Here is a 14,565-nt window from a genome sequence, read left to right as displayed (position 1 = left end):
TAATGATAAATATTATTTATAAATTCAGTGCGAAAGGACTATATGAAAAGATTTTTCGGAAACCTCGGTTATAACATTTCCAAACTTTGATATCGACTGTCTCATTGGTCAAAAAACTTTTGAGAGAATAAAGATGTAACAAAAAAACTTTTATTTACACTAAGTTTTTTAGCAATTTATGTCATTATGACTACAATTGGAGCACCGTTTGTAAAAATTAAAACACAGGATGTTCTAAATCAAGATACGTTTTTTAATACATTAAACCTAATCGGTGGTGGTGGACTAAAAAACTTTTCATTAGTTGCGCTCGGTATTAGTCCGTTTATTAACGCTTCATTAATTATGTCACTGTTACAGACACGTTTATTCCCTTCCATTCAAAAATTAAGTCAATCAGGTCCACATGGTCGTAGGAAGCTAAATGTCATGACAAGAATCTTGACTCTATTTATAGCCTTTCCACAAGCAATATTACTATCGAAATCCCTAGGTTCGGGAGACAATCCATTTATTGAAATTATTCCTGCATATGGTTCGGGTTCATTAAACGTCACAACATACTTTATTGTGCCCATGATCTTAATCGGTGGCTCATTGTTTTCATTATTTATTGCCGAACAAATTACAGATAAGGGTATTGGCAACGGTACTTCATTGATTATTTTTACAGGTATGGCTTTCGCATTACCCAACCAATTTAAACAAGCTGTTAACTACTTTGTAGGTACTGGCTCTTCTTCATCATTATTTGTTGGAGCACTAAACTTTTTAGGATACTTATTTATATTTGCTTTAACTTTATTCGTTGTAGGGTTAATTTATAACTCGGAACGTCATATTCCAATTCAACAAACAGGTGCTGGTCGTTCGCGCAATGTGAAAGAAATGGGAAAATTACCAATCAAATTAAATCCTGGTGGTATTATGCCAATTATTTTCTCTACAATGGTAATTTCATTTCCAATTATGATTGCTCGTATTTTGCCAACCGGTAATGCAGGTAAGGCATGAATAGAAGAATACTTAAAATTTACATCTCCACTTGGACTATCATTATTAGTTGTAATTACCTTTTTCTTCAGTTATTTAATGGGAATACAACAATCAAAAATTGATAAAATCAGTGAAGATTTTGCTAAAAATTCAACTTTTATACCTGGTATACAACCAGGCGAGGAAACCGAAGATTATTTATTTTCAACAGTTTTAAGACTTTCGACATTTAGTGCATTTTATTTGGTTTTATTAGCTTCATTTCAATATCTTCAAATACTGCTAATTAATTGACCCCCGATTATTTCATTCGGCGGTACAAGTATTATGATTTTAGTATCAGTAGCATTAGAAACCATTGGACAATTTAAAGCAAGATTAAAAACAACACATCTTGCAAAACAAAAACAATTATCACGTAAAATTAGTGACCAAATCGCCTACGAAAATACTTACGGTGAACACGGTCCTGATAAAAAATCTAAAAACATTAAAGCAAACGGAGATGGATTATTATGATAGACGGCAAAAACGCAAAATTAAACATGGTCTTTATGGGCCCTCCTGGTGTGGGAAAAGGAACAGTTGCTTCCGTAATCGCAAAACAATACGGATTTATTCACTTATCAACTGGCAGCATATTTCGTGAAGAAATTACTAAAAAAAGTGAACTAGGTTTAAAAGTATCTGAAATTGTAAAATCAGGTAAATACGTTCCTGATGAAATAACAAATGAAATCGTTAAAAATAAATTAACTCAACTACAAAAAGAAAACAAAACAGTAATTCTTGATGGCTACCCTAGAACCTTACACCAAGGACAATTTTTAGACACTATCAAAGGTTTTGAATATGTTGTTATTTCACTATATGCACCTGAAGAATTAATTCTAAAGAGATTATCAGGACGTAGATTTTGTCCTACATGCAACACGGGTTACCACGTTGAATACATGCCATCGAAACTTGGTGATAGATGTGAAAAATGTCAAAGTTTATTAATTACTCGTTCTGATGACGCAATTGATGCAATTAAAGTTAGACAAAAAGTCTATCATGACGAAACAAAACCACTACTAGATTTTTACGAAACCAGTGGAAAAATGATTGATTTCGACGCATCCGGAAACGCTGATGATATCGCAAATAATATTATAAAAAGACTCCAAAAATAGGTCTTTTTTTATTATTAATACGCTTAATTTAAACCAATAAAATAGGTAAAAGGAAGAATTATATAATGTAATAAAATAAAATATTTATTACTAAATATATATATTTATGTTAAAATTTAAAAAGTTATTTGTTAATAACTAATTAAGGAAGAGCAACATGATACTAATCAAAACGCAAAAGCAAATTGAAGATATAACAAAATGTTGTCAAATCCTGGCTGAAGTCAAACAGGTTGTTTATGACGCCATAAGACCAGGGGTCTCATTAAAAGAACTGGATTCAATCGCTTTTAATGAAACAATAAAACGAGGTGCTAGACCTGCCTTCCTAGGATTGTATGGTTTCCCCAATACAATGTGCATCTCAGTAAACGAAGAATTGATCCATGGCATTCCTAGCGACTATGTGTTAAAAGATGGTGATTTAATCTCTTGCGACATGGGTTGCACCTATAACGGAATGAACAGTGATAGTGCTTTCACAAAAGGCGTGGGCAAAATCACTCCCACTGACCAAAAATTAATTAAAGTAGCTAAATTAGCTTTCCAAGCAGGTGTTGACGCTATTAAGCCGGGCGCCAGAATCGGAGATATTAGTTACGCTATTGGTCAAGTAATCAAAAAAAACAAACTTTATACCCCATCGGATTATTGCGGTCATGGCATCGGTCGAGATGTTCATGAAGACCCTAACGTCCACAATGACGGAAAACCAGGGACAGGTCCTAAATTAGTTGATGGAATGGTCATTTGTATTGAACCAATGATTATGCAAAAAAATGCTCGTATAAAAATTAAAAGTGATGGATGAACCGTTGTTAGCGCTAGCGGTTTAAACAATGCACACTATGAGCACACAGTCCTAATTAAGGATGGCAAGGGTGTTATATTGACGAAAGGAATTTAAATGGCAAAAGATGCTATTAAATTTAAAGCCGTTGTAAAGCAAGCCTTCTCTACCGACGAGTATGAGGTTGAACTTGAAAACGGTTTAGTAATTAAAGCTCATATTTCAGGAAAGATGCGTGTTAACCATATTCGTATCTTGCCTGGCGATTCAGTAGACGTAGAAATCAGCCCATATAACTTAAACTTGGGCAGAATTATCTACCGTCACAGATAAGGAGACAAAATGAAAGTTAGAGCTAGTGTTAAAAAAATGTGTAAGGATTGTCGTGTTATTAAACGTAGAGGCATTATCAGAATAATCTGTGCCCTACCAAAACACAAACAAAGACAAGGATAGGAAATTAAATGGCTAGAATTTTAAACATTGAAATACCAAATAACAAACGTGTTGTTGTTTCATTAACATACATTTTTGGAATTGGCCCAACAAGAGCAAAAGAAATTTGTGCAAAAGCAAATATCGATGAAAACGTAAGAGTTAAAGATTTATCAGAAGAACAACTATCAGCAATCCGTGAAGTAGCAAGAGGATACCAAACTGAAGGTGATTTACACCGTGAAGTTTCATTGAACATCAAACGTTTAATGGAAATCAAATGCTACCGTGGAATGAGACACAGAAAAGGACTTCCAGTTAGAGGGCAATCTACAAAAAGTAATGCTCGTACACGTAAAGGTCCTAGAAAAACTGTTGCTGGTAAGAAGAAATAATAGGAGATTATAATGGCTACAAAAACTACTAAAAAAACTAAAAAAAGATTAGTTGTTAGCGGTGTTGCACACATCCACTCAACTAACCAAAACACAATTGTTACTTTTGCTGATGAGCAAGGTAACGTAGTTGCATGATCTTCTTCTGGTGCAATCGGCTACAAAGGTTCTAAGAAAAAAACACCTTATGCAGCTGGTTTAGCAGCTCAAGCTGCTACAGAATTAGCTAAAGAACGTGGTATGAAAACTGTTAGAGTTGAATTAAAAGGTTTAGGAGCTGGTAAAGATGCTGCTCGTAAACAAATTGAAGTATCAGGAATAACTGTCACAGAAATCAAGGATGTTACACCTGTACCGCACAACGGTACAAGACCTCCTAAACGTGTTCTTAAACGTGAAAAAATGAGATAGAAATAATATCAAGAAGGAGTAAATATGGAAAAAATGGCAAAATTAGACTACACACAAGTCGAGACCATCAATTCAAACGCAAAAGAAGTTAACACAACGACTTTTGCAATTCAACCACTTGAAAGAGGTTTTGGTCAAACTGTTGCAGTTGCTTTAAGAAGAGTTCTGTTATCAAACATAACTTCATTAGCATTATGTGCAGTTAAGATTGAAGGTGTTGAGCATGAATTTGAAGTTATGCAAGGTGTAGTTGAAGATGTTACATCATTAATAATGAATTTACGTAAAGTTAAATTCCAATATGACCCAGATTTAGTAAGTGATGACGAAGTTATCAAAGTTGTATTAAATGCTGATAAACCGGGTTTAGTAACCTCAAGAAATCTTGAAGTTGTTAATTCAAATATTGAAATTACCTCAAAATCAGTTGACTTAGCTACAATTAGTGCCAAAGGAAGTCTGCACTTAGAAATGTATCTACGTGCTGGACGTGGCTATACTTCAAGCGAAGAAAATAAAAAGCTTATTTCATCTGTAAATTTTTTAAGTCAAATTCAATCAAATATTAAAAAAGGTATCTTAATTGCTACCGACTCAAACTTTAGTCCAATTGAAAATGTTAACTATAAAGTTAGTGAATTAAACTCAGCTTCAAACAACATTGAAGAAAGACTAGAATTTAATATAACAACCGACGGTACCGTCGGCGCTAAAGAAGCTTTAAAACAAGCTTGTGAAATTTTAGTTGCTCACTTTAGTGTTATTGGCAAAGTTGAAGATATGGTTATTGATTCTATTTTTAAAAAAGAAGAAGTTGAAAAAGAAGTTGAAAAAGAAGAAAATGATTTAGATATTTCTCAATTAAACCTTTCTGTTCGTTCACTAAACGCACTAAGAAAAATTGGAAAAACATCATTATCACAAATTGCTGCTATGACATACGAAGAACTTGAAAATACTAAAAACTTGGGTAAAAAATCTCTTGAAGAAATTATTTCAAAACTACAAGAATTCGATTATGAATTAACTAAAGGAGAAGAATAATGGCTAATCCAAAACAAATTTACAGCCGTGATACTAAATGAAGAAAAGGTGTAATGCGTACACTTGTGAGTGAATTATTCAAACACGGTCGTATTACAACAACTTTAACACGTGCAAAAGAATTGCGTCGTCACGCAGAAAAAATGATCACAAAAGCTAAAAACCCAACTCTTGCAAACCGTCGTGCTGTTGCCTCATTCCTACGTCCAACCTTAGTAGAAGGTAGCAAAGACGTCCTAAAACACTTATTCGACACAATCGCACCTAAATACGCAGAAAGAAATGGTGGATACACACGTATTTACAAATTAGTTTCTCGTCAAGGTGACTCAGCCCCTATGGCTATTATTGAATTAGTCTAACATTCAAATAACTTTAATTACTAATCAACGAAAATGGCTAATGCCATTTTTTGTTTTACCAAAATTATAGAAAAATCAATCAATTCATCAAAAAACATAATAAAATCCATTATTTTTTTGATTCATAATTTTATAAATAGTATCCATATTAAATTATTGAGATAAAATATATATATTATGGAGCAATCAAAAAAAATATTTACACTCGAATTACATTTTAAACCTAATAGAACAAAAGACAACTTTACTGACATCCCGTTGATTGCATTAGACAAAAATTCTTCTAATGCTTTTTTAGTTTTGGATCATGAATCAAAACTGTTTGGTAAAGGATTTGTCAGAATATTGATGACTAACAAAAATATTAAAACTTTAAAAATTTATAATAACCATTCAATACCCACAGAGGTTTGAAACAATAAAGAAATTTTAAATAATATTTCCTTTTTTAATCTTGATTCATTAAGATTGGATTCCAATTCGATCCCTATTGTTCATGAATATCAACGGATTAAAGAAAACTATCAAATAACTAATTCAAGATTAGACCTCCTTAGATCTGTTATGAGCGTAAAAGAATATGAAATAAGAAATATTTTGTTGAATACAATTAAAACTAAAATTAACACGATTGCATCTGAGATTAGTAATTTTAAACGTGAACATGAATTTTTATTAAAAGAAACAATGAATCAAATTAAAGATAATAATATTTCTGAAGCATTAGGAAGTTCATATAAGCATAACGACATTTTTGAACACTTTATTGACCAAACTATCGGTAACTTCCTAGATGTTTATCGAGAAATTTACCACACTTGCAAAGAAGTTATTGATATGTATTACAGCAGCAATGATTACTTGGGAAGGGCACATTTAGAATCATTAATTAAAAGATTCGAACTACTGAGAAAAATGCATAAAACTTCAAGAGAAATGGTTAAAAGAACATTATTTCTGAACGATATCAAAAATGAAATATCTATACTTAAAAAAACCAGATCAGAAGTATACAAAACTGCGCAAAAAAGAATAAAAAACATTATTTCCTGATATAAGAAAGCAATTAAATTGCAAAGAAATAAGGTGCTATATTTTCAAAAAAACTCTCAACAATATCGATATTTAGCGAAACAAATAGCTGTTAAAAAATATATTATCAAAACCTTAAAAAACAACAAAAGAGGAATTAAATATTTAACTGAATCTAATTTTGATGAATTAAAGACTTATTTAGACTCGAGAATGTCACTTTTTATTGCAAATAACTTATCTAATACAACAATCAGTCAACATAAATTTTCAACAAAAAAAATAAACAGCATAATTAAAAAAGAATTCTATTTAGATTTGAACCAGTACGTAGAAACAAGTTTAAGCAATGAATCAATGTACCACGAGGAAATAAAATCACTTCAAAATAAAAAAAGACGAGTTAAACACAAAAAAATGAATGTCTTTGGTATTGAAAATTTTGACGAAGAAATTAATTATTTAAAGACTGAAATTGACTTGAGTTCAGCAAAAATAGAATGAAAAAAAGAAATTGATCGTAGCGAATATAAAAATACAATTTTAAATAACACTATGTTAAATAACAACTGTAACCAAGTAATTAAGATCCATCAAAATCTTTTATACATTAACACACAATGAACTATTAAATTTGACGAATATATTGAAAAAACAAACAAAAACAACAAATTTGAAATTGATGCATTGCATCAAATTCGCGAATCAACTTATAACTTAAACAAAATTTACTCTTCAATCAATTTCATGTTTGATTATTTAGAATTAATTCGTTATTTAATTTTTGATAAGTTTGATTTATCGGTTAAAAATATTAAACATATCGATTTATTTGCCAGATTAATTGAAATTCTAAACTCTGTTTCTTTTTCAACTGCAAGTTTAACCAAACCTATAACAAACATTTCGCCAATTTCTCGCCTAAAAATGGGTCTTTTATCTGAACTTATGAATGGAGCAACAACTCTATTTATCGCTGACGATATTACAAACAGTGATTATCGTTTGAAAAACGAATTTTTAAGAATAAATAAAGAATTCTGCGCGAAATCTGGCATTACTTACACATTTATTACCAATAACAGAGATTTAATTTTGGATAATGATTTTGAAAATCTTTTTGTCTTCTACGACAATAAATTAATTGAATATGGTAAAACCAAAGACTTATTCAAACAACCACTTCACCCTGTTTTCAGACGCTGATTAGATAATATTCCATTTAAAAAGCAAACTAAAGAAGATATAGAAAATTATGCTTTTAGCGATTTATTCGAGTTTAGCAACGACCATTTTATTGTTGCTCCTAATTCAATAATTAAGCGATTATCAGCTGATGAATTACATCAAATTCAACCAATGATTGAAACTCAAGAGCAAGATTTAACAACTATCAATGATTTAGAATCATATACCGATTCAACAGACACGATGATTGTAAATTTAGATACCACAAATTTAAACAAAATCGATATAGATACACAAAATATAACCAAGGAATTCATGATTTATAATGAAAATCTAGATGTCTCATCATTTGAAATTAATTTAACAGAAAATGAAGATGCCTACTAATTAGACAAAATACTAACACAACTATAAAACACGTAATTTGGAAAAACAACACATAAAAACTTATAATTTTAATCCATATTTAAAAAACTAAATTTTAACTCAATATAAGGGCACAAAGCCCTTATTTTGATATAATAATATATATTAATTATACATATTAACAATGAAGGTGGAATTATGAAACTAAATAAGATTTATGAACCGAATAAATTTGAATCAAAAATTTCAAAAAAATGAAAACAGAAAGGTTTTTTTAGCAAACATGATTTAACTAAAAGACCTTTCACTATAATTTTACCTCCGCCGAATGTCACGGGTAAATTGCACATTGGGCACGCGCTAAATACAGCGCTTCAAGACACGATAATCAGATATAAGAAACTGAAAGGTTATGATGTTTTTTATGTTGCAGGAATGGATCATGCTGGTATTGCTACTCAAAGTAAAGTTGAAAGTAATATTTACAAATTAACCGGAAAATCTAGACACGATTTTGGACGAGATGAATTTGTAAATAAAATTTGAGACTGAAAACACAAATACTCAGATTCAATTAGAAAACAATGAGAAACATTGGGATTAGGACTTGATTATAAGCGTGAACGTTTCACTTTAGATAAAGAATCAAACAAAGCCGTTAACAAAGCTTTTATAGATTTTTACAAAAGAGGTTTGATTTACAGAGGCACAAAAGCCATTAATTGAGACCCTAAATTAAAAACAGCTTTATCAAACATTGAGGTGCTGCCTAAAGCCACTGAGCAAAACATGTTATATATCAAATACCCAATTGCAAATTCAAATGAATTTTTAACTATCGCCACAGTAAGACCCGAAACTATGCTTTCGGATGTAGCGATTATTTACAACCCAAATGATAAACGTTACAACAAATTAAAAAACATTGAAATAATCCACCCATTAACTAAAAAAATTATTCCTTTCATTGCAGATGAGTATACAGAAATTGAATTTGGTAGCGGATTAATGAAATTATCTGCACATGCTGAAGTTGATATTGATATTATTAAAAAACATGATTTAGATGTTATTGAAACGATTAATCAAGACGGTTTCATAAATGCTCCTGACTCAATTTTTCACGGTCTTGAACGTTTTGAAGCTCGTAAAAAAATTGAACAATATTTAATTGATAACGACCTAATTGTCAAGATTGAAAAAACAACTTCTAACGTTGGCTACTCTGAACGAAGCGGCGAACCTGTTGAAATATTGGTTATGCCACAATGATTTGTTAAAATGGAAGAATTGAATAAATTAATTTTGAGTCATTTAAAAAAATGTGATTCTGTTAAATTTTTCCCAAAACGTTTTAAAGATACTTTAAAAACATGAATGGAAAACGCTTATGACTGAACCATTTCACGGCAACTTTGATGAGGGCACCGTATTCCAGCATGATACAATGGTGAAAATATAAAAGTTCAAGAATCATGTCCTGGCGAAGGCTGAGTACAGGACAGTGATGTTCTCGATACTTGATTCTCTTCTGGACTTGCACCATTTTCATTTCTTGGATGACCGCTTAAAAAATCAGAGAATATGCTAAATCGCTACTTTCCAACTTCCCTATTGGTTACCGGCTATGACATAATTTTCTTCTGAGTTGCTAGAATGTACTTTTTCTCATTAGCATTCAAAAACAATAAACCTTTTGAGCATTTACTATTAACAGGTTTGGTTAGAGACGAACAAGGACGTAAAATGTCCAAATCGCTAGGCAATGGTATTGACCCAATGGAAGTAGTTGAAGAATATGGAGCTGATGCTTTAAGATGATTTTTAACAACTAATACAACACCGGGATTGGACATTAGATACTCAACAGAAAAAATTAAATCCGCATGAGGATTATGTAACAAAATCTGAAATATAGCAAGATATATTCAAAACCTGCCCGAAGATAATAACAAAAAACCATCACAAGCAGACCATTGAATTAATAACAAACTTGTTAAATTAAATAAAACAATTGATAACGCTTTTGAAAAATATGAATTAACAATTATAGGCTATGAACTTAACAAATTTATTTACAATGATTTCTCTTCATGATATGTTGAAATGCTTAAAATTATGCCTAATAAAAAAGCAGCTCTTGCCAACTTTAAAAAAATGTTGATAATCCTTCACCCACTACTTCCATTTATAACTGATTACTTATATAAAACTCTTTATAATGAGGAAATTTTGGAATCTGAGCCTCTAAGTCTTAAACTTTCAAAATCTAATATGGTTAATGAAGTAGATTTAATTATTAAAACAGTTTCAATTTTGCGTAAATACAGAGAAGACAACGGAATTAGTAAAAAAGAAACTATCAAATATGATATAAATTTTGTCAAAAATTCATTCATTATAGATTCTATATATAAACTTGCCAATGCCACAATTAAAGAAAATAAAGACACTGTTTTTGTCGACGGAGATTTAATCGTCAATATTGAGGAAAGTGAAGAAAGAAAACAAATATATATTAGTGAACTTAAACAAAAAATACTCGTTTTAGAAAGCGAAATAAAACGAGCTAGTCAAATGTTAAATAATGCTAATTTCGTTGCCAAAGCACCTGCCAATAAAATTCAAGAGGAAAGAGACAAACTTGCTAAATTCAATAAAGAAATTGAGCAATATAGAGAGGAATTAAAATGAAAATCTTAGACGGAAAAATCGTAGCAGAACAAAGGGCTGCAGAATTAAAAAATGAATTCGAAAAAATAACCAAACAAATACAAAGAAAGCCAATTTTAGCAATAATCCAGGTTGGTGAAAATCCATCATCTGATAAATATATTGAGAAAAAAATAGCTAAAGCTCAAGAGTTGGGCGTCGATGCAAGAGTTTATAGATTTCCTGACAAGATCAGATATAAATCGTTATTAAAAAAACTAGATGACATAAACGATGAGGCAGACGGAGTTATTGTACAGTTACCATTGCCTGAATCATTGAGTACTTACACACAACCAATATTGGATGCTGTAAGATGAGAAAAGGATGTTGATGGTCTAAGCACTAGAAACACATTTAACTTTTATAACAAAACTGATGATTTTAGTTTTACACCAGCCACCGCTCAAGCAATAATGACATTAATAGATTACTATAATATCGAAGTCTCAGACAAAAGAGTTGCCGTTATTGGTAGAAGCAATTTAGTCGGAAAACCAACAGCAGCATTATTTAAAAACAGAAACGCTGCCGTTTCAACTCACAACCGTGAATCTGGAATTAAAGGAGTTGAGAATGCTGATATCTTGGTCGTTGCGACTGGGGTGCCAAACTTGATTTGCAAAAAACATATTAAAGAGGGTGCTGTTGTTATTGATGTTGGTACTACTTGAATCGAAAAAGATAATAAAAGAGTTCTTTGTGGAGATGTTAACCAAGAAGGTTTAGCTGAACATATATCAGCGCTAGCACCTACCCCGGGCGGTGTTGGACCGTTGACAGTAATTTGTCTATTCCAAAACTTATTAAACGCTTTAAAAAATAATCACAACATTTAATAGTAATCTTTAAAATACACTCGAATCACTCAGATTCGAGTTTTTTGTAGTTGTAACGAATCATGTGCACAAACAGCATTAATGGCAATTATTCCATAATTGTATAAATAATAACTTATATTAGTCATATGAATTAATATTTGTATTTAATTATTTATATTAAATATTAGTTTTAAGGTAAAATAAAGAAATATTTATATAAGGAGAGAAATGAAATTTACATCTTTAATTCAACACAACATTGAAAAAATTAAGAATAAAAAAAGAATCATCATCGTTGATGGTGATGATATTAGAGCTCAAGAAGCAGCTCAAATTTTAGAACAATACTCAAATTTAGAAGTTGTTTTATTAGTCGAAAAAGACATTAATATAAACACTAAAGCACAAGTAATAAACATTAATTCAGACTTAGCAAAACAACAACATTTAGCTAACGAAATGTTTAAACAACGTCAAGCAGCTGCTGATGCTAAGAGCAAAGAGAATAAAGACACATTAGAAGTTTGTCAAAAAGCAATGTCACAAAGACCTTTTTATGCAATGATGATGTTGCAACTTGGAGAGGTTGATGGTGTTGTTGGCGGTTTAATTTATTCAACCGCAGACATGCTAAGAGCAGCTTTTAAAGTAATCGGTACTGCTAAAGGAATTAAGACTATAAGTTCAGTTATGGTAATGCACAAAGAAGAACAAACATTGTTCTTTAGCGATATCTCAGTAAACCCAAAACCCGATCAAGCAGGACTAACAGATATTGGTATTAATGCCGCCAATTTTGTTAAAAGTTTTAGCATCGACCCTAAAGTTGCGTTTTTAAGTTTTTCTACAAACTACAGTGCAAAAACACCAGAAACAGAAATGGTTCACAACGCAACAATAGACTTCAATAATAAATACCAAGGCACACCGGCAATTGGTGAAATCCAACTTGATGCTGCTTTAGATATGGGGGTTAGAAAATCTAAATATACTTTGGACTCTTTTAACGAACCAGCGAATACACTAATCTTCCCAAATCTTGAAGCAGGAAATATTGGTTATAAATTAGTACAACGTTTAGCTGGCTACGGGGCTATTGGCCCTATTATTGTTGGTACTAAAAAACCAGTTAACGACTTATCAAGAGGAGCTAAAGTTAATGATGTTGTTAACACAGTTTTAATTACAATGATTCAAAGCGAAGGAGAAAAATAATATGCAAAACAAAGTTTTAGTAATTAATGCAGGATCAAGCTCAATAAAACTTCAATTACTTGAAAAAGATTCATTAAAAGTGGTTGCAAGTGGACTTGCTGAAAGAATTACCTTGCAACAAGGTATAATAACAATCAAAACCGACACTGATAAATTTATTAAAAATGTCGATATGCCTAACCACACAGTTGCGGCGCAAAATATACTATCTTTAATGTCGGAAGCAAAATTAATCGAAGATATTAAAGAGATTGAAATTATAGGATTCAGAGTTGTTCACGGAGGAACATTTTTCTCAAAAACAGCTGAAATTACTGATGAAGTTGTTTCAGTTATTGAAAAATGTACTGATTATGCACCATTGCATAACCCAGGGGCTTTACAAGCAATTAATGCTTTTAGAGATGTAATGCCTCACGCAAAACTAGCTGCAGAATTTGATACATCATTCCACACAACAATTCCCGATGTTAACGCCATTTATCCAATCCCATATGAATGAAGTGAAAAATTCGGCATTCGTAGATTTGGTTTCCACGGAATTTCGCACCAATTCATAACCGAAAAAATGAGTGAAATATTGAATAAAGATTCAGTAAATATCATTAATGCGCACATTGGTAATGGTGCAAGTATTTGTGCAATCAAAAACTCAAAATCATTTGATACAACTATGGGTCTTACGCCTTTGGCTGGTGTTATGATGGGAACTAGATCTGGTGATGTCGATCCTGCGCTTGTAGAATTCTTATGCCACCATTTAAACCAAAGTGTTGATGAGGTAACATCTGCTTTAAACAAAAAATCAGGTTTATTAGGCGTTTCAGGAATTTCTTCAGATATGCGCGATATTGAAAAAGCTATTGAAGAAAAAAATCCACGTGCTATTTTCACCTGAGATTTATATGTACAAAAAATTGTTGACTTTATCGCAAACTATGCTAATAAAGTCGGTTCATTAGACGCAATAGTATTTACAGCCGGCGTCGGCGAAAACTCTCCAGAACTACGTCAAAGCGTAATTGATAAAATCAATTTTGCAAATATTAAACTAGACCATTCAATCAATACTTCTAAAATTGGTGAATTTGCTTTAATTTCTACTCCTGACAGCGCCGTCAAAGTTTATGTAATCAGAACAAACGAAGAATTACTAATAGCTAAAAACGCAATAAAATTGTTTAATTAATGAAAACAAAAGCAATTTATGCAGGTTCATTTGACCCGCTTCATACTGGTCACATAGCCGTAGTAAATAAAGCTTTAAAATTCGTTGACAAATTATTGTTAGTGGTCTCGAACAATCCCGATAAAAATAATATAGATAATCTTTTAGAGAGATTTGAATATGTAAAAAACTATTTTAAAAATAATGAAAGTGTCGAAGTTATTTTCAACAAAAATGAATTAATTGGAAATATTGCTAAACGTTACAAAATTAATTTGCTAATAAGATCTGCCCGCAACGATGCTGATTATCAAACTGAACTTGATATAGCCGCAGGAAATCACACTGTAAATCCTGAGCTTGAAACTATATTGATAATTCCTGATTATGAAATGATAGGTATAAGCTCAACTTTAATAAGACATATTAAGGCTTTGGAAAAGGAAGGTAATTAA

15 protein-coding genes are annotated in these 14,565 nt (G+C 31.3%); all 15 read left to right on the top strand.

Annotated elements, in window-relative coordinates; genetic code table 4:
- Nucleotides 1–42: 42 nt before the first annotated feature.
- The 15 genes from secY to coaD all read left to right on the top strand — a co-directional run bounded on the left by secY (nt 43) and on the right by coaD (nt 14,565).
- On the top strand, nt 43–1,518 hold the full coding sequence (gene secY / locus NW238_RS01975; protein WP_258451719.1) for a preprotein translocase subunit SecY: 1,476 nt from the start codon (nt 43–45) through the stop codon (nt 1,516–1,518).
- Nucleotides 1,512–2,171, top strand: coding sequence for an adenylate kinase family protein (locus NW238_RS01970; protein ID WP_246526083.1), 660 nt, complete (start codon nt 1,512–1,514; stop codon nt 2,169–2,171). Before secY ends, NW238_RS01970 begins: the two co-directional genes overlap by 7 nt.
- A gap of 157 nt (nt 2,172–2,328) precedes the next feature.
- Complete coding sequence (gene map, locus NW238_RS01965; RefSeq protein ID WP_216505463.1) at nt 2,329–3,078, top strand: type I methionyl aminopeptidase; 750 nt, start codon at nt 2,329–2,331, stop codon at nt 3,076–3,078.
- Complete coding sequence (gene infA, locus NW238_RS01960) at nt 3,079–3,294, top strand: translation initiation factor IF-1 (RefSeq protein ID WP_171110746.1); 216 nt, start codon at nt 3,079–3,081, stop codon at nt 3,292–3,294.
- Between the two features lie 9 nt (nt 3,295–3,303).
- The gene (gene rpmJ / locus NW238_RS01955; RefSeq protein WP_216505464.1) at nt 3,304–3,417 is read left to right on the top strand and encodes a 50S ribosomal protein L36; all 114 of its coding nucleotides are present in this window, start codon (nt 3,304–3,306) and stop codon (nt 3,415–3,417) included.
- Nucleotides 3,418–3,425: 8 nt separating this feature from the next.
- Nucleotides 3,426–3,791, top strand: coding sequence for a 30S ribosomal protein S13 (rpsM, locus tag NW238_RS01950; RefSeq protein ID WP_171110750.1), 366 nt, complete (start codon nt 3,426–3,428; stop codon nt 3,789–3,791).
- Nucleotides 3,792–3,803: 12 nt separating this feature from the next.
- Nucleotides 3,804–4,202 carry a 30S ribosomal protein S11 gene (gene rpsK / locus NW238_RS01945; protein WP_216505465.1) on the top strand — a complete coding sequence of 133 codons (399 nt, stop codon included), beginning with the start codon at nt 3,804–3,806 and terminating at the stop codon, nt 4,200–4,202.
- 24 nt (nt 4,203–4,226) lie between these two features.
- Complete coding sequence (locus NW238_RS01940) at nt 4,227–5,246, top strand: DNA-directed RNA polymerase subunit alpha (RefSeq protein ID WP_171110754.1); 1,020 nt, start codon at nt 4,227–4,229, stop codon at nt 5,244–5,246.
- Nucleotides 5,246–5,608 carry a 50S ribosomal protein L17 gene (gene rplQ / locus NW238_RS01935; RefSeq protein WP_216505466.1) on the top strand — a complete coding sequence of 121 codons (363 nt, stop codon included), beginning with the start codon at nt 5,246–5,248 and terminating at the stop codon, nt 5,606–5,608. Before NW238_RS01940 ends, rplQ begins: the two co-directional genes overlap by 1 nt.
- Before the next feature lie 177 nt (nt 5,609–5,785).
- Nucleotides 5,786–8,215 (top strand): MAG1360 family OppF-related protein, encoded by a 2,430-nt coding sequence (locus tag NW238_RS01930; protein WP_258451718.1) that lies wholly within the window; start codon nt 5,786–5,788, stop codon nt 8,213–8,215.
- 177 nt (nt 8,216–8,392) lie between these two features.
- Nucleotides 8,393–10,897, top strand: a complete 2,505-nt coding sequence (locus NW238_RS01925; RefSeq protein WP_258451717.1) for a valine--tRNA ligase — start codon at nt 8,393–8,395, stop codon at nt 10,895–10,897.
- On the top strand, nt 10,885–11,745 hold the full coding sequence (locus tag NW238_RS01920; protein ID WP_216505469.1) for a bifunctional 5,10-methylenetetrahydrofolate dehydrogenase/5,10-methenyltetrahydrofolate cyclohydrolase: 861 nt from the start codon (nt 10,885–10,887) through the stop codon (nt 11,743–11,745). Before NW238_RS01925 ends, NW238_RS01920 begins: the two co-directional genes overlap by 13 nt.
- Nucleotides 11,746–11,955: 210 nt before the next feature.
- Nucleotides 11,956–12,942 carry a phosphotransacetylase gene (locus tag NW238_RS01915; protein ID WP_216505470.1) on the top strand — a complete coding sequence of 329 codons (987 nt, stop codon included), beginning with the start codon at nt 11,956–11,958 and terminating at the stop codon, nt 12,940–12,942.
- A gap of 1 nt (nt 12,943) precedes the next feature.
- Nucleotides 12,944–14,131 carry an acetate/propionate family kinase gene (locus tag NW238_RS01910; protein WP_216505471.1) on the top strand — a complete coding sequence of 396 codons (1,188 nt, stop codon included), beginning with the start codon at nt 12,944–12,946 and terminating at the stop codon, nt 14,129–14,131.
- The gene (gene coaD / locus NW238_RS01905) at nt 14,131–14,565 is read left to right on the top strand and encodes a pantetheine-phosphate adenylyltransferase (protein ID WP_216505472.1); all 435 of its coding nucleotides are present in this window, start codon (nt 14,131–14,133) and stop codon (nt 14,563–14,565) included. The genes NW238_RS01910 and coaD overlap by 1 nt, the downstream gene beginning before the upstream one ends.

Source organism: Mycoplasma zalophidermidis, assembly GCF_024742155.1.
In the GTDB taxonomy this organism is placed as follows: Bacteria; Bacillota_I; Bacilli_A; order Mycoplasmatales; family Metamycoplasmataceae; genus Mycoplasmopsis; species Mycoplasmopsis zalophidermidis.
This window is presented reverse-complemented; position numbering and strand designations above follow the sequence as displayed.